At 32.6% G+C, this 19,893-nt stretch carries 21 protein-coding genes; 9 read left to right on the top strand and 12 right to left on the bottom strand.

What is annotated here, in order from left to right:
* Positions 1 to 55: 55 nt before the first annotated feature.
* The 7 genes from Q0828_RS24130 to Q0828_RS24100 all read right to left on the bottom strand — a co-directional run bounded on the left by Q0828_RS24130 (position 56) and on the right by Q0828_RS24100 (position 7,772).
* Complete coding sequence (locus Q0828_RS24130; RefSeq protein ID WP_298427887.1) at positions 56 to 277, bottom strand: DUF6095 family protein; 222 nt, start codon at positions 275 to 277, stop codon at positions 56 to 58.
* Entirely contained in the window at positions 258 to 1,079 is an 822-nt protein-coding gene (gene murQ / locus Q0828_RS24125) for an N-acetylmuramic acid 6-phosphate etherase (protein ID WP_298427885.1), read from the bottom strand. The genes Q0828_RS24130 and murQ overlap by 20 nt, the downstream gene beginning before the upstream one ends.
* 258 nt (positions 1,080 to 1,337) lie before the next feature.
* The gene (locus Q0828_RS24120; protein WP_298427883.1) at positions 1,338 to 3,566 is read right to left on the bottom strand and encodes an NADP-dependent isocitrate dehydrogenase; all 2,229 of its coding nucleotides are present in this window, start codon (positions 3,564 to 3,566) and stop codon (positions 1,338 to 1,340) included.
* A gap of 756 nt (positions 3,567 to 4,322) precedes the next feature.
* Positions 4,323 to 4,676 (bottom strand): 50S ribosomal protein L19, encoded by a 354-nt coding sequence (gene rplS, locus Q0828_RS24115; protein WP_298427881.1) that lies wholly within the window; start codon positions 4,674 to 4,676, stop codon positions 4,323 to 4,325.
* A 221-nt stretch (positions 4,677 to 4,897) separates the two neighbouring features.
* The gene (trmD, locus tag Q0828_RS24110) at positions 4,898 to 5,575 is read right to left on the bottom strand and encodes a tRNA (guanosine(37)-N1)-methyltransferase TrmD (RefSeq protein WP_298427880.1); all 678 of its coding nucleotides are present in this window, start codon (positions 5,573 to 5,575) and stop codon (positions 4,898 to 4,900) included.
* A 12-nt stretch (positions 5,576 to 5,587) separates the two neighbouring features.
* Positions 5,588 to 6,187 carry a tRNA (guanine-N1)-methyltransferase gene (locus Q0828_RS24105; protein ID WP_298427878.1) on the bottom strand — a complete coding sequence of 200 codons (600 nt, stop codon included), beginning with the start codon at positions 6,185 to 6,187 and terminating at the stop codon, positions 5,588 to 5,590.
* Positions 6,188 to 6,323: 136 nt separating this feature from the next.
* Positions 6,324 to 7,772, bottom strand: a complete 1,449-nt coding sequence (locus Q0828_RS24100) for a glyceraldehyde-3-phosphate dehydrogenase (RefSeq protein WP_298427876.1) — start codon at positions 7,770 to 7,772, stop codon at positions 6,324 to 6,326.
* A gap of 206 nt (positions 7,773 to 7,978) precedes the next feature.
* Here Q0828_RS24100 and Q0828_RS24095 point away from each other — a divergent pair, with 206 nt between their 5' ends.
* The gene (locus Q0828_RS24095) at positions 7,979 to 8,218 is read left to right on the top strand and encodes a class I lanthipeptide (protein WP_298427874.1); all 240 of its coding nucleotides are present in this window, start codon (positions 7,979 to 7,981) and stop codon (positions 8,216 to 8,218) included.
* An 80-nt stretch (positions 8,219 to 8,298) separates the two neighbouring features.
* On the opposite strand, the gene Q0828_RS24090 is transcribed toward Q0828_RS24095, so the two are convergent.
* A complete protein-coding gene (locus Q0828_RS24090; RefSeq protein WP_298427872.1) occupies positions 8,299 to 9,720 on the bottom strand; it encodes a trypsin-like peptidase domain-containing protein in 1,422 nt (473 codons plus the stop codon).
* Positions 9,721 to 10,023: 303 nt separating this feature from the next.
* On the opposite strand from Q0828_RS24090, the gene dapF reads away from it, so the two are divergent.
* From dapF to Q0828_RS24065, 5 genes are all read left to right on the top strand, one after another.
* Positions 10,024 to 10,803: a diaminopimelate epimerase gene (gene dapF, locus Q0828_RS24085; protein WP_298427870.1), complete on the top strand. Its 780-nt coding sequence runs from the start codon at positions 10,024 to 10,026 to the stop codon at positions 10,801 to 10,803.
* A complete protein-coding gene (locus tag Q0828_RS24080) occupies positions 10,797 to 11,321 on the top strand; it encodes a GNAT family N-acetyltransferase (RefSeq protein ID WP_298427868.1) in 525 nt (174 codons plus the stop codon). Before dapF ends, Q0828_RS24080 begins: the two co-directional genes overlap by 7 nt.
* A complete protein-coding gene (locus Q0828_RS24075; protein WP_298427866.1) occupies positions 11,318 to 11,875 on the top strand; it encodes an endolytic transglycosylase MltG in 558 nt (185 codons plus the stop codon). The genes Q0828_RS24080 and Q0828_RS24075 overlap by 4 nt, the downstream gene beginning before the upstream one ends.
* An 11-nt stretch (positions 11,876 to 11,886) precedes the next feature.
* A complete protein-coding gene (locus tag Q0828_RS24070; protein WP_298427864.1) occupies positions 11,887 to 12,795 on the top strand; it encodes a DUF2279 domain-containing protein in 909 nt (302 codons plus the stop codon).
* A 109-nt stretch (positions 12,796 to 12,904) separates the two neighbouring features.
* Positions 12,905 to 13,543 carry a hypothetical protein gene (locus tag Q0828_RS24065; protein WP_298427862.1) on the top strand — a complete coding sequence of 213 codons (639 nt, stop codon included), beginning with the start codon at positions 12,905 to 12,907 and terminating at the stop codon, positions 13,541 to 13,543.
* Positions 13,544 to 13,707: 164 nt separating this feature from the next.
* Here Q0828_RS24065 and Q0828_RS24060 read toward each other — a convergent pair whose 3' ends face one another.
* The 4 genes from Q0828_RS24060 to dnaA all read right to left on the bottom strand — a co-directional run bounded on the left by Q0828_RS24060 (position 13,708) and on the right by dnaA (position 17,794).
* Entirely contained in the window at positions 13,708 to 14,421 is a 714-nt protein-coding gene (locus tag Q0828_RS24060) for an SAM-dependent methyltransferase (protein ID WP_298427860.1), read from the bottom strand.
* A gap of 27 nt (positions 14,422 to 14,448) precedes the next feature.
* Positions 14,449 to 15,837 carry a PQQ-dependent sugar dehydrogenase gene (locus Q0828_RS24055; protein ID WP_298427858.1) on the bottom strand — a complete coding sequence of 463 codons (1,389 nt, stop codon included), beginning with the start codon at positions 15,835 to 15,837 and terminating at the stop codon, positions 14,449 to 14,451.
* 64 nt (positions 15,838 to 15,901) lie between these two features.
* A complete protein-coding gene (locus Q0828_RS24050; RefSeq protein WP_298427856.1) occupies positions 15,902 to 16,357 on the bottom strand; it encodes a low molecular weight protein-tyrosine-phosphatase in 456 nt (151 codons plus the stop codon).
* Positions 16,358 to 16,366: 9 nt separating this feature from the next.
* Positions 16,367 to 17,794: a chromosomal replication initiator protein DnaA gene (gene dnaA / locus Q0828_RS24045; RefSeq protein ID WP_046758841.1), complete on the bottom strand. Its 1,428-nt coding sequence runs from the start codon at positions 17,792 to 17,794 to the stop codon at positions 16,367 to 16,369.
* Positions 17,795 to 17,997: 203 nt separating this feature from the next.
* Between dnaA and Q0828_RS24040 the strand changes: the two genes are divergently transcribed.
* From Q0828_RS24040 to Q0828_RS24030, 3 genes are all read left to right on the top strand, one after another.
* Positions 17,998 to 18,405, top strand: coding sequence for a thioesterase family protein (locus Q0828_RS24040; protein WP_298427853.1), 408 nt, complete (start codon positions 17,998 to 18,000; stop codon positions 18,403 to 18,405).
* 52 nt (positions 18,406 to 18,457) lie between these two features.
* A complete protein-coding gene (locus Q0828_RS24035; protein WP_298427850.1) occupies positions 18,458 to 18,949 on the top strand; it encodes a hypothetical protein in 492 nt (163 codons plus the stop codon).
* 92 nt (positions 18,950 to 19,041) lie between these two features.
* Positions 19,042 to 19,776, top strand: coding sequence for a hypothetical protein (locus Q0828_RS24030; protein ID WP_298427848.1), 735 nt, complete (start codon positions 19,042 to 19,044; stop codon positions 19,774 to 19,776).
* The last annotated feature ends 117 nt before the right edge of the window (positions 19,777 to 19,893 follow it).

Raw genomic sequence — 19,893 nt, 5'->3', positions numbered from 1 at the left:
CATCATTATACAATTACAATGATATATAGTTGTTTTAAAAGATAAATATAGTAGGTTAGAAAATTGAATTCATTATTTTACGCATTCCTTTAAACGCTAAAATAATAGCAAATGCAGCAATAGCTAATCCTGTAATTAATACAGGGATGTATAATGGATGTTCTTGATTTTTAAATGCTGAGTGAATTACTACTGGACCAGTAAACATGCATACTAAGGATCCAGCCATAAATTTTAATCCTTTACCTAATAGTTCTTTATCTGTTCTTTTTGTCATAATTAGAAATTGCAATTCGTACACTTTTATATTTTTCTAATAATTCAGAGGCTACTTTTTGAGAAATCTGTAATTCAGTCATAATCATTTTAGTACCTCTTTCAACTAATTTATGATTACTTAGTTGCATATCGACCATTTTATTGCCTTTTACTTTTCCTAGTTGAATCATGATAGTAGTAGAAATCATATTCAATACTAGTTTTTGAGCAGTTCCGGCTTTCATTCGAGAGCTTCCTGTAACAAATTCAGGTCCTACAATAACTTCTATAGGATGTTTTGAAACTTTTGATAAGGGGCTATCTTGATTGCAAGTAATACAACCTGTTAAAATATCCTCCTCATTACACTTTTTCAGAGCTCCAATAACATATGGAGTAGTTCCGGAGGCTGCAATTCCAATTACAGTATCATTTTTAGAGATATTGTGCTTTTGTAAATCTTTCCAGCCTTGTGCTGTATCGTCTTCAGCAAATTCTACTGCTTTTCTAATAGCGATGTCTCCTCCAGCAATTAGTCCGACAACTAATTCATGTGATACACCAAAAGTGGGCGGGCACTCCGAAGCATCTACAATTCCTAATCGTCCACTTGTGCCAGCACCAATATAGAATAATCGTCCTCCATTATTCATGCGAGTAACTACATTAGTAACTAATTTTTCTATTTCAGGAATCATCTTTTGAACAGCTAACGGTACTGTTTTATCTTCATTATTAATATTGGATAATAATTCTGATACACTCATTTTCTCAAGATGATTGTATTTAGAATCTTGCTCAGTTGTTTTGATAAATTCCATGTTTCAAAAATACGTTATTTTACCTAGAAAAGAAATGGTTTTTTGCGTTAGTGATAGGAGCGACATCCTCCCGATTTTTTTCGGGAGATATAGTGGATAGCATGACCACTTGTGGGAACGCCCGAGAAAATTATATATTTTGATTATTAATGTATTGTATGTCTAAAACTTGTTAAGTTTCCAAGAAGTGATCATATAAAAAAAGCTCCTTATGAATAAGAAGCTTTTTTATGAATATTATGTTTTGTGCGAACTAAACTATACGATTGAACTTAAAATAGTATTGAAAGTTTCGCTTGGACGCATAGCTTTTGAAGTTACATCGTCATTTGGCATGTAGTATCCGCCAATTTCCATTGGAGAGCCTTGTGCGTTATTTAGTTCGGTTACAATTTTCTCTTCATTTTCAGCTAACTGAGCAGCAATAGGGGTGAAGCGTACTTTTAGATCAGTATCTGTATCTTGAGCTGCTAATGCTTGTGCCCAATATAAAGATAAGTAGAAATGGCTTCCTCTATTATCAAGCTCATTTACTTTGCGTGATGGAGATTTCTTATTCTCTAAGAATTTATCAGTGGCATCATCTAATGTTTCTGATAATACAATTGCTTTGCTGTTGTCGTAATTTGAGCCTAAATGTTCTAAAGATACCGCTAAGGCTAAAAATTCTCCTAAAGAATCCCAGCGTAAGTGACCTTCTTGCGCAAACTGTTGTACGTGTTTTGGTGCAGATCCACCAGCGCCAGTTTCAAATAATCCACCACCATTCATTAATGGAACAATAGATAGCATTTTTGCGCTTGTCCCTAGTTCTAGTATTGGGAATAAATCTGTTAAATAATCACGTAAAACGTTTCCTGTTACAGAGATTGTATTTTCTCCTTTTTTAATACGAGCTAGCGTGAATTGTGTTGCTTTTGCTAAAGGTAGGATGTGAATTTCTAAACCTTCTGTATTATGATCTTTTAAATATAAATTTACTTTTTTGATCAATTCAGCATCATGAGCTCTTCCTTCATCTAACCAGAAAACTGCTGGCCATCCTGTTGCCGTTGCTCTACTTACGGCTAATTTTACCCAGTCACGAACAGGAGCATCTTTTACTTGGCACATTCTCCAAATGTCTCCAGTTTCTACAGTATGTTCAGTTAGTGTGTTTCCTTCTTCATCAACTACAGCAACGGTACCATCTGCAGGAATTTCAAAAGTTTTATCGTGCGAACCGTATTCTTCAGCTTTTTGAGCCATCAATCCAACATTAGGGACAGTTCCCATTGTTGTTGGGTCAAAAGCACCATTTTCTCTACAAAAATCAATTGTTGCTTGGTATAAAGCAGCATAACTACTATCGGGAATTACTGCTTTTGTGTCTTGTCTTTCTCCATTTGCATCCCACATTTTACCAGAATCACGGATCATTGCTGGCATTGAAGCATCAATAATTACATCACTTGGTACATGTAAATTTGTAATTCCTTTATCAGAATTCACCATAGCGATCGCTGGACCATTTTCCATAGCAACTGCAATATCACCTACGATTTCTTCTTTTTTCTCTGCTGATAATTCTTCAAGATTATTTAAAAGGTTTCCAAAACCATTGTTTACATCAACGCCAATTTCATCAAAAGCGGCTTGGTGTTTTTCAAATAAATCGGCAAAGTATACACGAACAGCATGGCCAAAAATAATTGGATCACTTACTTTCATCATGGTAGCTTTCATGTGAAGTGAGAATAATAACCCTTTTTCTTTTGTGTCAGCAATTTCTCTTTCTAAGAAAGCTAGTAATGCTTTTTTGCTCATTACTGTAGCATCGATAATTTCACTAGCTAATAATGAGATTCCAGCTTTTAAAGTTGTTTTATTTCCAGAAGCATCTGTATGTTCAATAGTTACAGAAGTTGCGTTGGTAACTGTTACTGACTTTTCGTTTGAACGAAAATCTCCGGCATCCATTGTGGCAACGTGAGTTTTTGAATCTGAAGACCAGGTACCCATTCTGTGTGGATTTTTCTTAGCGTAATTTTTTACAGCTTTTGGAGCTCTACGATCAGAATTTCCTTCACGTAAAACAGGGTTTACGGCAGAACCTTTAACTTTATTGTATTTTGCTAAAATAGCTTTGTCATCTTCAGTTTCTGTTTCTTCTGGATAATCAGGAATAGCAAATCCTTTGGCTTGTAATTCGGCAATAGTTGCTTTCAACTGCGGTACGGAAGCACTAATATTAGGTAATTTAATAATATTGGCTTCAGGTTTTTTAGCTAATTCACCTAACTCAGCTAATGCATCATTAACTTTTTGTTCGTCTGTTAAGTATTCTGGGAAATTTGCTAAAACTCTTCCTGCTAAAGAAATATCTTTGGTTTCAATGTCAATACCAGATGGAGCTGTGAATGCTTTTACGATTGGTAAAAAAGAATGTGTAGCTAAAGCTGGTGCTTCGTCAGTTTTCGTATAGATAATCTTTGTTGATTTTGCCATATTTATTAGTAGATAAAATATTTGATTAATTCATTGTATTTTTTCGAATTGCAAATATACAAATTGATAAGGGATTTTAGAAAATATAACGTAGGAGTAGATTTATAAAATGTTATATTTTAGTCATTTTAACAAAAACAAAAGCCATATCATTGTAATTTCTTACCTTGACATGGCTTTCTGAAGTTAGTTTAGTCTTTTTTCATTAATTGCTTAACAAAGAAATATAAACATTACTTCTGGTTTCGAAATAAGCTTCGTCGTTATTGGCATTTTACCTGTTTTGAAACTTATCTCTATTGTTTTTTAATATACCTACTTGTACATATCAGCTTTCGCGATTTGTCCTTTTGAATACAATATAATTCCTTTCGGAAGTGTTTTTTGTACACAACACATCAGTAGCATCTTAGCAATACTAGCGAGTTTCGGCGTTTCTCCTTGAGTCTATCACAGCAAGCTATGCTAGAAATAGAGTCACATTTTTCTTAGTATTTTCTGTACCCAAAAAATAGTTTTGAAAAACATATTAAAATAACAATTTGTTTAGAACGTTCTTTAGTGTTTACAATAGGGTGACTTTCATCGCTCTCTTTGTAAATTCTTTCATAAATGTAGTATAAGTTTTTTAAAAAACAAGAAATATAATAAATTAGAAATCAACAAGATATGAACCTAGTTTATTAACAATTGTTTATAACGAAAAAAGTCCTGCAAATTTGCAGGACTTTTTTATTGTATGTGTTTTGAAAGATTTTATTTAAATCTTCTTTCTTTAATTCTAGCTTTCTTACCAGTAAGACCTCTAAAGTAAAAGATACGTGCTCTACGAACTTTACCTCTTTTGTTAACTTCTATACGTTGAAGAGCTGGTAAATTAACTGGGAAAATACGTTCTACACCAACTGTTCCAGACATTTTTCTAATAGTAAATGTTTCTGTTGATCCTGAACCTCTACGTTGAATTACAACTCCTCTAAAGAACTGTGTACGTGTTTTTTCACCTTCACGGATTTCATAATAAACTGTAATAGTATCTCCTGCTGCAAATTCAGGGAAATCTTTTGTTGCTACAAATTCGTCTTGTACAAATTTAATTAAAGCTTCCATTTTAAACTTTTTATAAATATTAATTCAAACCAACATTCACGTCTATCGCCAGAGGTTAATCCAAAATTGAGTGCAAAAATAGGTATTTATTGTGAATGTACAATGTTTTTTAGTTTAAAATTTTAAATGCTAAATGTTTAATTTTTGGTTGCTAGTTATCGGTTATTGGTAAATCAACAGTTAAATACTCAAGATGCTAAAAGCGCAGCGTTCTAATGGATTTATTCATCTAACAGATCTGGGCGTAATGTCTTTGTGCGTTCATAGGCTTGATCTTCACGCCAAGCTTCTATTTTAGGAAAGTTTCCAGATAGTAATACTTCAGGAACTTCCCAATCATTATATTTAGCAGGTCTTGTATATACTGGAGGTGCTAATAAATTGTCTTGAAACGAATCGGTTAGGGCGGACGTTTCATTTCCTAACACACCAGGAATTAATCGTATGATAGAATCACACAAAACAGCTGCTCCTAATTCTCCTCCAGATAAAACATAATCACCAATAGAAATTTCTCTAGTAATAAAGTGATCGCGTACACGTTGATCAACACCTTTATAATGTCCGCAAAGAATGATAATATTTCCTTTTAATGAAAGTTCATTTGCAATTCCTTGATTCAAAGTAGTTCCATCAGGTGTCATATAAATGACTTCATCATAATTACGTTCTGACTTTAAGTCTGAAATACATTTATCAATAGGAGCGATCATCATAACCATTCCTGCGCCGCCACCAAATTGATAATCGTCAATTGATTTGTAATTGTCTGTAGCATATTCACGTAAATTGTGAAAATGAATTTCAACAATACCTTTGTCAATTGAACGCTTCATAATAGAGGCTTCAAAAGGACTTTTCATTAAATCAGGAACTACAGAAATAATATCTATGCGCATCGGTGTCAGAAATTAGCTTTTGTTCTTATTGATTTCGTCTTGCAATTTTCTACGAACTTGCTGTTCGCGTTCTAAAGCGCGTTTGCGATGTTCTTCAAATTCTTGCTCTGTTTCAGCTAATCTAGCTTTAGCTTCTTTTGTAATAGCGTTACTCGATTTGAATCGATAAGCAAAAAATAGCCATAGAATTGCTAATAAAGCAATAATTCCCCACATTAATGTTTGGTATGAACCTTTGCTTAATTGCATCCCAAGTAAAGAAATACTATCTTTTTCAGTGTTTAAATCTGTAATTTTTTGATTTACAGCAACTAAATCAGCTTTTAATTTTTCAATTTCAGTTTGTTGCGTAGCAACCTTGGCAACTTCTGCATCAAAATCTTTTCGAATTGCATTGATAGAATCAGCAACATTTTTTTGTAGCTTTTTAATCCAATCTTGTTTTACAACTTTATAGATTTGGTATTTGTTAGATTTTTCGAATATGAATTCAAATTGCGCATCAATTGGACCTTCTTTTAATTTTAGATTTGCGTTTTTATCTACATTTTGTCCGCTGGCAAGAATAGAAAAGAAGAGCGCTATTGCTAGGAATATTTGTTTCACTTTCATGGTCATTCAGGTTTAAAATAACAGTTGTCAAATAAACGAAGATATTTTTATTTATTGTGTGAATTTTAAAGAGATTTATAAACAAAAAAAAGAGTCTCTAGTATGAGACTCTTTTTTTATATTATTTAAATTACGATTAGTAATATGTAAAGCGTCTTACTTTAGAAATGTATTTTGCTAATCGCATTACTTGATGTGAATATCCGTATTCGTTATCATACCAAACATATAAGATGATGTTTTTTCCACCTTCACGAACGATAGTCGCTTTGCTATCAAAAATTGATGGAGCAGAAGAACCAACGATGTCAGAAGAAACTAATTCATCATTCAATTCGTATTTGATTTGTTCTACTAAATCACCTTCTAAAGCATATTTCTTTAAAATAGTATTTACACTATCTAAAGAAGTAGCGTTTTCGATTTCTAAATTTAAAATTGCTAATGATCCGTTTGGTACAGGAACTCTAATAGCATTTGAAGTTAATTTTCCTTCTAATGATGGTAATGCTTTTGAAACTGCTTTACCAGCACCTGTTTCAGTTATAACCATATTTAATGCAGCAGCTCTACCACGACGGTATTTTTTGTGCATGTTATCGACTAAGTTCTGATCATTTGTATATGCATGAATCGTTTCCAAATGTCCATGAATTAACCCGAAAGAATCTTCAACAGCTTTTAAAACTGGCGTAATTGCATTTGTAGTACAAGAAGCAGCAGACCAAACATTTACTTCGTCAGGATTGTGTTCTTTGTGGTTTACACCATATACAATATTAGGAACCCCTTTTCCTGGAGCAGTTAATAATACTTTATCAGCTCCGTTTGGTACTAAGTGTCTTTCTAAAGCTTCTTTGTCTCTAAAAGCTCCTGTATTATCAATAATTAAGGCATCGTTGATTCCGTATGTAGTATAATCAATTTCTTCTGGTCCGTTAGCCGAAATGATATGAACTGTAGTTCCATTGATAATTAATGCTGAATTTTCAACATCAATCCCAACAGTACCTGGGAAATCTCCGTGAACAGAATCGTTACGTAATAAAGAAGCTCTTTTCTCTAAAACAGTCTTGTCAACTTTTCCACGAGTAACAATTGCGCGTAAGCGTAATTGGTTTCCACGACCTGTACGTGTCATTAATTCTCTTGCTAGCAAACGTCCAATACGTCCAAAACCATATAATACTACATCTTTTGGTGTAATTTCAGAAGATTTTTTAGCATCTTTTAATTTGTCAACTACAAACGAAGTTGCGTTTGCATACTGATTGTCTTCTAAGTGATACTCATACGTTAATTTTCCAATATCAATTTTAGATGGTGGTAAATCAATTTTAGCAATTGCTTGTGCAATTTCTACAGTATCAAAAATAGAAATAGGTTTTTGTACAAATTGACCTGCATATTCGTGTAAATTTAAAATCTCACTAACATTTCTGTCAATTAATTGATTTCTAAAAAGAACAAGCTCAATTGATTTATCATACCATAAATCGCTCACGTTCTTAATAAATTCAACAGTAGCACGTCTTCTATCTGCTTGAAAAGTTAGTTCCTTCTCGTAAGTTTCATTAAAACTCATAGTCTTAAATTTGTGTAGTTGTGTTTACAATTTTGCGCAAAAGTATACAATTTCAAACGTTTTCGTAAACAAAAGAAAAACTTTTTTTAACATACTGTATTGGGTAACGATTTTAACCTAAAGAAACTATAGGATGAAAGCTTTCTACAGAAAGGCGGAATCTGAAAAGCCTAATACTAAAAAGAGTAGGAATTAAATTTTGAATTATGAAAAAAAAGAAATTGGTTAACAAATTAGAAATTAATAAAAGAAGTATTGCAAAATTAGATATTAGAAATATCATGGGAGGATATGTTGATAATACAAAAAGAGATTGTATATCAAGATTTCAAACATGTTCAGATATAAATTGTTATACAGATAATAGTTGTTATAAAACAGAAACTTGTGACAACCCAGTAGTATTAACGGTAATTGGTTGTGAAACACAACCGCCAAATTGTTAATAAGACAGTTTTTTTAAATAAAAAAAAGCGAGGCACTTTTAAAGGTGTCTCGCTTTTCTGACATATAGAGATGGCACTTTTTATCGGAAGATAAAACGCTCGTATTGTCCTTTGGTATTGATGAAAGCTAAAATTCGAATTTGCTCTTCTCCTTTTGTGTCGATAAAATTCTGTAAAGCTTCAGCCGATTTTACTTTTTTTCCATTTACTTCGATTAAAATATAACCTGGCGTAATACCTAGCTCTTGATATAATTGTTTGTTTTTATTGTCAGTAACTTTTAAACCATAAGAAATCTCTAACTTCTCAACATCTTTAGGTTTTAAGTTTTCTAATCGCATATTCATTAAATTCACACTAACAGCAACTTTTTCTTTGGTAAGCTTTACAGGAATTGTTTTGTAGCTATCATCACGTAAAACAGTAACATCTATAATATCACCTGGACGCTTTGAACTTAAATATCCTGATAAGTCAGAGAATTTAGAAATCTTTACACCATCTAGCTTATTAATTATGTCTCCACTTTTAATCCCAGCTATTGCAGCTCCAGATTCTTCAGCTACTTCACGTACATAAACACCATTAACCTCATTTAAATCGTTTTCTAAGGCATATTTGGAATTTCTCTGTAGCGGATAAATTCCTAATAATCCTTTTTGTACATCACCATATTCTAATAAATCGTTTACAATTTTTTGTGTAATGTTACTTGGAACGGCAAACGAATACCCAATATAAGATCCTGTTTGAGAGGTGATTGCTGTATTGATTCCAATCAGTTCACCATTTGTGTTTACTAATGCTCCACCAGAATTCCCCGGATTTACAGCGGCATCAGTTTGTATAAATGATTGTCTTAAATTATCACCTTCATTTAAATCTCTTCCTTTAGCGCTAATAATTCCAGCTGTAACAGTAGATGTTAAGTTAAAAGGATTTCCAACGGCTAAAACCCATTCTCCAATTTTTGCATTGTCAGAATCTCCAAAAGAGATATAAGGTAACTCTTCGTCGGCATCAATTTTTAATAAAGCAATATCCATAGAAGGATCTGTACCAATTACTCTAGCAATGTAATTTTTATTATTATTCAGCGTAACCTGTATTTCATTCGAACTTTTAATTACATGATTATTGGTTACAATATGTCCGTCAGGTGTAATTATAACTCCTGAACCTGTCCCAATTTGTGTTTGTTCACGTCCAGTACCATGGTATAAATCCCAAATACTTCTTGGCGCTACTTTTGTAATTTTGTTTTTTACGTGTACAACGGCGTGTACTGTTTTTTCAGCAGCTTCTGTAAAATCAATTCCTGCTGCCGCTGCATTTGTTGTTGGTGTTGGATTATTTACGAAATTCGTTGGAATGTATGTTGGTTGTTCTAAAACTGAAGCTTGTTCAACTTTTTCAGGGGACTCCGAAAAGAATTTATAAGCTCCAATACTAATAACGCCTCCAAGAATAGACACAAAAAGTAAACTTGCAAATTTTTTCATTTTTAAAAAGTATTTTATTTTGTTAGTAATTTAAGCATTGATGCTATATAGCTTCAATGTGTTGTTTATATGATCTTTGTCTATGTTTAACACTTAAAATTACATATTTATTGTAGTCGTATTTTAACTTTAACGACACTTTAACTCAATTTTAATAAGTGTGTTAAAATGGACTTAAAAACGATTAAAAGAAGCACTTTGTTGAATATGACAGATTCTTATATTATTGTGACTTCTTAGATGCATTCCTTTGTGATTTCCTGTCTTTTATTTTGTACTTTTGTCGTTATCAAAATACATGAAATGCAACTCATTTTTTACAAGTATCAAGGTACAGGAAACGATTTTGTACTTATTGATAATCGTCAATTACTATTTCCCAAAAACGATACCAAACTCGTAAACCGTTTGTGCGATCGAAAATTTGGGATTGGTGCTGACGGATTAATCCTGTTAGAGCATGATGCCAAGCACGATTTTGAAATGGTATATTATAACGCAGATGGAAATGAAAGTACGATGTGTGGTAATGGAGGACGTTGTATTGTTGCTTTCGCGAATTTTCTCGGAGTTATTCAAAGCGAAACTACTTTTATGGCAATTGATGGAAAGCATTATGCAACCATACAGGATGATATAGTGGATTTGCAAATGCAAGATGTTTCTACTGTAGAAAAACATGAAAATCATGTGTTTTTAGACACAGGTTCGCCACATCATGTTTTATTCAAAGAAAAAATAGAAGAATTTGATATAAAAAAAGAAGGTGCAGCAATTCGTTATGGCGCGCCGTATTTTGAAGAAGGATCTAATGTGAATTTTGTAAAAAAGATTTCAGATTCAGAATTCAGAGTACGTACTTATGAAAGAGGAGTAGAAGATGAAACACTTTCATGTGGAACAGGCGTAACGGCAGTAGCATTGGCAATGCATTCATTAGAAGAAACAAAAGCAAACGAAATAAGCTTGCAGGTAGAAGGAGGAAGGCTTCAAGTATCGTTTCAAAAAGATGGAACTACATATAAAGATATCTTTCTAAAAGGAAAAGCAACACAAGTATTTAAAGGCGAAATTACATGCTAACACTAACAGGCGAAAAATTATACCTAAGAGCATTGGAACCTGAAGATTTAGATTTTATCTATGAGATAGAAAACAATGAATCTATTTGGGAAATCAGTGCAACACAAACTCCATATTCACGATTTTTGATTAAGCAATACCTAGAAAATGCACATCAAGATATCTATGAAGCAAAACAGTTACGTTTAGTAATGGTAAACAATAAAAAAGAATCAATTGGTTTGATTGATCTTTTTGAGTTCGATCCTAAAAATAAACGTGTTGGTGTTGGTTTATTAATTGCAAAAAACGAACATAGATATAAAGGATACGGAAAAGAAGCCTTGCAATTGGTGTGTTCGTATGCTTTTAAACATTTACATGTGCATCAATTATTTGCTAATATCGGAGAAGAAAATGAGGCAAGTATCAAATTATTTGAAAGCTTAGATTTTATAAAAATTGGCGTCAAGCGCGATTGGACGTTCGTTAATAGTGAATTTAAGAATGAAATCCTTTATCAAAAAATTGCTGAATGAGTTATATTAAAAAAATACTTGTAGTTATTGCAGTCTTAGGATTGGTGTTTTGTGGTATAAAAGTATATGGTATAACGCAAACATTTTCTGGACCCAATACAGTTTTCAATAATGAAGAAGCGTACATATATATACCTTCAAAAAAAGATGAACATATCCTAAAAGATGAACTGTTTCCTTTGCTAAAGGATGAAGAATCATTTAAGCAAGTTGCTTCTAGGTTAGGATATAATCAGCTCAAAGCTGGAAAATACACTATAAAAAAAGAAATGTCTAACTTAGATATTGTTAGAACATTACAAGCAAAAAGTGATGTAATAAACGTGGTTATTCCTAATACAAATGAAATAGATGTAATAGCAAAACAGATTTCTAATCAAATTGAAGCTACAGAAATGGAATTGATCACGGTGTTAGACGACACTTTATTTTTAATAGATAAAAAACTAAAGTTTCCAGCGTTATATAAACCAGGAGCCTACAAAATGCCTTGGAATACATCAGCAACGAATTTTAGAGATCGTATGTATAAAAATATATCAAAAACAAACTAAGTAATTCTTGAATGAAAATAATCTCCCAATTACTTTTTATACTCTGTTTTGTAAATGTAGCAACCGCACAATTAACGCCACCATCTTTTTTTGTTAAATCAGATACTTTGCACAAACCAAGACGCAACTTTGTAGCTATTACTGAAGCTTCTTTGGCGACTGTGGCTTTGGTGGGTTTGGATAGAATTTGGTATGCAGATTTCCCACGTTCTTCATTTCATTTTATTAATGATAATGATGAATGGTTGCAAATGGATAAAGCAGGGCATGTATTTACTTCATATTATGTTGGGCAAGTTGGCGCTGATATTTTGCAATGGAGTGGAGTTTCAAAAAAAGATCAGCTCATTTATGGAGCAACGCTCGGATTTGGCTTTTTAACGGCTGTAGAAGTCATGGATGGTTTTTCTGCTGAATGGGGAGCTTCTTGGGGAGATGTGTTTGCAAACGGCTTAGGAACAGGTTTATATGTTGGGCAAGAATTATTGTGGGAAGAACAACGAATTAAATTGAAATATTCGTTTCATAGAACTCGCTTTGCAGAAATTCGTCCAAATAAGCTTGGAGATGGTTTTTTAGAAGAGGTTTTAAAAGATTATAACGGGCAAACCTATTGGCTGAGTGCAAACGTACATTCGTTCTTTAAGCAAAGTAAAATTCCAAGATGGTTTAATGTAGCTTTTGGTTATGGAGCAGAAGGTTTAATTGCAGGAACTGCACAGACTCAACGTGAAGTTTTGCCAAATCAGCAACGATATCGACAATTCTACCTAAGTATTGATATCGATTTAACAAAAATAAAGACAAAATCGAAGTTTCTAAATAGCCTATTTAATGTCGTAAACTTCATTAAAATACCTGCTCCAGCTTTGGAAATCAATAGTTTAGGTAAGGCAAAGTTTCATTCAATCTACTTTTAAGAATATTTTAACATAATAAATCCTCTATTAGAAAATAATGTGTATATTTGCACGCTGAAATTTTAAGCGTAATTCTGTGAATTAGTAAGTCTTAAAGAAATCAAATTTTATGGGGAAAAGAGCAATAAAATTTTCAATTTTAATAGCTGTTTTAACATTTGCAAGTTTAGGTTTCACTTCTAAAAAAGAAGCCAACGTTCTTAGAAATAACATTGAAAATAATAACGAATCATCTAGACTAGTTACAGTGCTACCACTAGATGAAGCTACAAGCGAAGAAATCCTAATTCCGCATACAGGAAATAAATATTTGGGATTCAAAGAAGCTGTAGCATTTAAAGAATCGCAAGGAAATTACTTCGTGGTAAACACCTTAGGTTATCTTGGAAAGTATCAATTTGGAAAAGGAACATTAGAAATGATAGGAATTTATAATCCTACTACATTCTTAAACAATCCAAAACTACAAGAAAAAGCCTTTGAAGCAAACGCCTCGAGAAATAAGTGGATTCTTAGAAGAGACATTAAACGCTCAGTTGGTAAAAGAATCAACGGTGTTATTGTGACAGAGTCAGGAATTTTGGCAGCTGCACATTTGGCCGGACCAGGAAGCGTAAAGAAGTATTTAAGAAGTGGCGGGAAGCAAGGCTTTGCCGACGCTTATGGTTCAACAGTAAGATATTATATGAAGCGTTTCGCTGGATATGATGTTTCATCTATTGAAGCTAATAAGAAAGCAAGAGTGTAAACTACTCAAAGTTTTAATTATAAAAACCTCAGTATAGAAATATGCTGAGGTTTTTTGTTTTATAAGGGTTTTGAATTTAAAAAATAAAACTCTACGAATACGTAAATCAAGAAAAATAGAAACACTTTAAATTTAAGTATTTAAAGACGCTAATGATCTAGTGTCTATTTATCAATTACAAACATTGTTGGTCGTTTGTGTAAATTGACTGACGTTTTCTTCCATTGGTTAATCGTCATGGTTTTAATGTATTCTGTAGAAAGTGTAATGTCGCAAGCAACGCATAGTCTAGTATTTCCAGAAAGTGTTGAAATTAAATCTGCTAATAATTTATCATTTCTGTATGGAGTTTCAATAAATGCTTGTGATTGATTGAACTCGCCAGCACGTTTTTCTAATTGTTTAATTGCACGTTTGCGTTCATGACTATCAATAGGTAGGTATCCATTAAATGCAAAATTTTGACCATTCATACCAGAAGCCATCATTGCCATCAAAATAGAAGATGGACCTACAAGCGGAACGACACGAATTCCTTTTTCATGTGCAATTTTTACAATTTCGGCACCTGGATCTGCAACTCCAGGGCAACCAGCTTCCGAAAGTAAACCTATGTTTTTTCCTTGAAAAATTGCTTCCAAAAACGTTGGTAGCTCTTGATCTTGTGTATATTTATTTAGCACATGAAGTTGTAAAGAAGGTTGCGATTTTTTTGGCGTAATTTTTTTAATAAAACGACGCGCAGTTTTTTCATTCTCAACAATATAGTGATTCGTAATTTCAACGATTTTCTTTACAGATAAAGGTAAAACTTCTAACGGTTCGTTGTCACCTAAAGTTGTTGGAATCAAATATAAAATTCCATTTAATGATTGCATAGGTATGGGGTTTGAATACAAATAAAACTAATTTTTCATTAATTTATGATATGTGTTGGTGTCATTATTTGAAATAATTTGAATAATATATATTCCTTTACTGAGTTGACTTGTCATAATTTTTTGATTATCAGCGATAATGCTTGTAGTAGAAACTAGTTTTCCGCTAAATGAATATATGGTAATTTCTTTAATTTGAGAAGTTGTATTTTGATTGTTTATTTGAAAAAAGTCATTGGTTGGGTTTGGGTAAATTTGATAATTGTTAGCAAGTGAATTTTCTTCAATTCCTAAAGTTGTGTCGATAACTTTGTAAATAGTTCCATTAGATAAACCCGCGGCGTATAATTCTTTATTCATGTCTTCGCCAAAAGTAGAGATGTTTCCAGAAAACGGACCGTTCATTGTCATTGTCCAAGAACTTCCGTTCTGTGTCAATGTTCCGACTTCATTAGTGCAATAGTCTGCAAAAAAGTACAATCCTTGTAAATCTGGGTACATAGAACCTCTATAGCGATAACCGCCAGTAATAGAGCATCTAAAAGGATTTCCGCCATAATTATATTCGCTTACAGGAAATGTAATGGTTGACATTGCTGGGCAGCTACTAGTATTAAATGTGCTATTTCCTTCGTAGCATCTCCAACCAAAATTGTAACCTGAATTTGTAATAGGAACATTGTTAATCTCTTCTTTATTGTTTTGTCCAACATCACCAATCCATAACTCTCCATTATTGCTATCAAATGATATTTTCCAAGGATTCCGAAGTCCGTACGACCAAATTTCGTCTAAGCCAGCTGTGTTTCCAACAAATGGATTTGTAGCAGGAACGGTATAACCCGTAGCGCCACTAACGTCAATTCGAAGAATTTTACCCAAATACGATTGTAAATTTTGCGCATAATTATCAGGATCACCACCGCTTCCGCCATCGCCTAGGGCAATATATAAATATCCATCAGTTCCAAAAGCTAAAGATCCACCATTATGATTAGTGTATGGTTGTGTAACGGTTAGTAGGATTTCTTCACTTGTATCATCTACAATATTTGGGTTTGCAGAAGTAGTGAATCGTGCAATCACAGTATTGCCGCTGTTATTTATGTAGTTTACGTAAAACCGATTGTTAGTTGTGTAATTCGGGTCAAATGCTAACCCTAATAGTCCTTGTTCGTTTCCGGTAGAACGTACGCGTGCATCAATGTCTAAAAAAGGTATCAAATTTGTAACTCCCGCAGTATTTACAATTTTAATTACGCCATCTTGTTCGACAATAAATAGACGAGAATCGTTAGCATGTTTAATATCCACAGGATTTGAAAACCCTGTGGCAAAAGATTGTAGTGATACATCTTGTGCAAATAATAGAATAGGGAATAGTAGTGCTAATAATAGCTGGATTTTAGTTTTCATAGTAAGTAGGTTGCTTTTTTTCAGTAAGATACAAAAAAAGCGACTACTTTTTTAGTTCTAATTTCTATGAAATTTTCTGCGCGAAAATAGTGCAAGCCTCGTCTAGCATTTGATATACGTTTTCAAATCCTTGATCTCCTCCGTAATACGGATCGGGAACTTCTGTATTTGAGTTTGGAGAAATTTGATTCAAAATCATGTGTACTTTTTCACGATCTTCAGCTGTTTCGGCTAAAGCAAGAATGTTGTCATAATTTGATTGATCCATCGCAAAGATGAAATCAAACGCTTGAAAATCATTACTAACAAACTTTCTCGATCGTTGGTAGCTGATATCAAGTCCATGTAGTTTTGCAGTTGTAATAGATCGTCTGTCAGGAAGTTCGCCAACATGGTAGCCAGCTGTTCCTGCTGAATCTACTAAAAACTTTGTAGGGTCAAGCTTGGATGTTAAAATTCCTTCCGCCAAAGGAGAACGGCAAATATTCCCTAAGCAAACCATTAAAATTTTAGTTTTCATTGTGATGGATTATAACGAAAGCTTCTTGGTTAAATCTTCTACGTATTTTCTAAACTGCTTATCTGTAGATGATAAATTGTCAACAGTTTTACAAGCATGTAATACGGTTGCATGATCACGTTTTCCAATTTGCGAACCAATACTAGCTAATGATGCTTTTGTGAATTTCTTTGCAAAAAACATTGCTAACTGTCTTGCTTGTACTATATGACGTTTACGTGTTTTTGATTGTAGAGTAGAAACATCCATTTGGAAGTAATCTGAAACTACTTTCTGAATGTAATCGATAGAAACTTCTCGTTTCGTATTTTTTACAAACTTCTCAACTACTTGTTTCGCTAACTCAATCGTTACTTCTTTTTTATTGAAAGATGATTGTGCAATTAGTGAAATAATAGCGCCTTCGAGTTCACGAACATTCGATTTGATGTTTTTAGCAACATATTCAACAATATCATCAGGCATTTCAACACCATCACGATACAGTTTGTTTTTTACGATAGAAACACGTGTTTCAAAATCAGGTGTTTGTAATTCTGCAGAAAGTCCCCATTTGAAACGAGATAATAAGCGTTGCTCAATATCTTGCATGTCTACAGGTGCTTTATCAGAAGTTAAAATCACTTGCTTCCCATTTTGGTGTAAGTGATTGAAGATGTGGAAAAATACATCTTGTGTACCTGATTTCCCAGAGAAGAATTGTACATCATCAATAATTAACACATCTATTAATTGATAGAAGTGAATGAAATCATTACGAGTATTCTTCTTTACAGATTCTATATATTGTTGTGTAAATTTCTCAGCAGAAATATACAAAACAGTTTTTTCAGGATATTTATCTTTAATTTCAACACCAATTGCATGTGCAATATGTGTTTTTCCAAGTCCAACACCACCAAAAATTAATAATGGATTGAAAGAAGTTCCTCCTGGTTTATTAGCAACTGCCATTCCTGCAGAACGAGCTAAACGATTTGAATCACCTTCAAGGAAATTATCGAAATTATAGTTTGGATTTAACTGAGATTCAATCTTTACATTTCTAATACCAGGAATGATAAAAGGATTTTTTAGTTCGGGACTTTTATTTTTAATAGGAACATCAATTTCTTGCGCTTTTACATTACTGCGATTTGCACTTGGAATTTTTTCCGTAAATGGTTTTTTATTGCCATACGTGTTTTCCATTTTAATAATGTATACCAAACGAGCTGTGTTGCCTAACTCTTTTACTAAAGCAACCTTCAGTAATTTTACATAATGCTCTTCAAGCCATTCGTAAAAAAACTTACTTGGAACTTGAATGCTTAATGCTTTATTTGTTAACTTTACAGGCTTTATAGGCTCAAACCAAGTCTTGTATGCTTGTGGTTGAATGTTGTCCTTTATGAAAGACAGACAGTTATCCCATACTGATTGCGCAGTTACACTCATTTATTACTGTTAAATTGTTATTTTTTAGGTTAGAGAAAAAAGAAAATTCGGGGTTTTCTCCTTCTATTTTTTAGCGTGAACAAATATGTGAAAAAAAAAGTGAAAAAAAAATTAGTACGCTATTGAATTTCTTAAATTTTTTTCGCATGCTTGGGAACAATTTCTTTACAATTCGTTAACATATTAAAATATATATAAAAACTTTGAGAAGTCACGAAATAAAAACAAGAATTCGCTATGGCGAAACTGATCAAATGGGCGTTGTATATCACGCTAACTATGTGCAATTCATAGAAATGGGTAGAACAGAGTGGTTACGTGCTTTGGGTATTTCATATAAAGAAATGGAAGCCGCAGGAGTGATGCTGCCTGTTATCTCTATTCAGATTAATTATAAAAAATCGGCTTATTATGATGATGTACTGACAGTTAGAACAACACTCAAAAAATTACCATCTGTTAAGATCGAATTTGAATACGAAATTTTAAACGAAAGTAAGGAAATTATTACACAAGGAAACACCGTTTTGGCATTTATTAATATGAATACTAAAAGACCTATGAAATGTCCTGCACATTTAATCGAAAAATTATCGACGATTGACTTTTAATTAGTAACATTTTTGATAATAATTAGTCAAACAGTTGATATAAATTTTATGCATGACTGAAAGACAAGTTATATTATGGGATAAAATTCGAAATTTTGAAATCGATGATCTAGATTCTTCTTTTACTTTTACGGATAGACTAGCCAGAGAAAATGATTGGTCTTTGGAATATTCTTTAAGAGCAGTTTATGAATATAAAAGGTTTCTTTTTCTAATTGTAATTTCAGATTTTCCATTAACACCATCAGACCAAATAGATCAAGTTTGGCATCTTCATTTATTATATACCCAATCTTATTGGATTGATTTCTGTAAGCATACAATGCATAAAGATATTCATCATGGACCTACGAAAGGTTCAGAAGAGAAGTCGCTATTTAAAGAGCAATATTTGAAAACTCTGGAATTTTATGAATCTATCTTTTCTAAAAAACCGCCTAATGATATTTGGGTCGATGTTGATACACGATTTAAAGAAATTCATTTCACTCGTGTGAACAGGCATAAAAACTGGATACTCCCAAAATTATTATTCAAAAAATAATGAAACTACTCTCAAAAATAACGCCCGCGGAAACAGTTCTTATACAATTGGGTAGTAATGCGGAATTGAAGACTTTGATAAAATATACTTTCTTGGACCTATTATTGAAGAAAGTCATTAAAGTAGTTGAAATTGGAAAAAAAACGCATCCAATGGATGATATTCGAATGTATACTTATATTGAATTAGGTAAAAATTTCGAAAAATATACACCAAAGAACCATGAGGCAATTTTCTTGAATCCTTTTAGGGAAGATACTTCTATTCAGGTGTTATTTAATCATTTTGTGAAAATTATATATGATGCTTCTGGTGGAAAAAAGAGCTATAGAGAAAGTGTAAGAAGTAATAAACAAATGAAGAGTTACTTCAATCAATCCTTTTTTGTACATTTATTTAGATTGACTCGATTAACGGATAAAGGAAAAAAAGTTAAAGAAGAAATAACTACATATTTACAAGAAGCCAATAATAAGATTAATGATTTATTGCATAATGATAAAGAAAAGGCATTAGAATTATTATTGAATATTGGGGGAAATATATTTTTATTGCAAAATTTAGATTTTGAACTGCTTAAGAAGATTGATGAAGAGTTATTAAATCAAAAGAGGTCACTAATTTCAGATAGTTATGCTTCTGGAGATGATTGGTATTTTTATTTAGACTTTTTTGAAGATGGAACTTTGTTTGATTTCGATTTTGAAGAAGGTGACTCTTTTGATTCTCATTTTGATAGTACAATGGATTCTTTCGATACAGAATTTGACGCATCAAGCTGTTCTTCTTGGGATAGCGGTTGTAGTGGCTGTGGCGGATGTGATTAAAACTCATTCTAAATTTTATGAAAACTCTCAAACAACCAAAAAAACGTACATTTAAATAGTATTAATTATTAAATTATTTAAAAAATGAAAAGTATAGAAAACTTTAAGAAGAAAGAA

The sequence above is a fragment of the uncultured Kordia sp. genome (assembly GCF_947496985.1).
Taxonomy (GTDB): Bacteria; Bacteroidota; Bacteroidia; order Flavobacteriales; family Flavobacteriaceae; genus Kordia.
The sequence above is the reverse complement of the archived record's forward strand: the minus strand, read 5'-3'. Positions and strand labels throughout refer to the sequence as shown.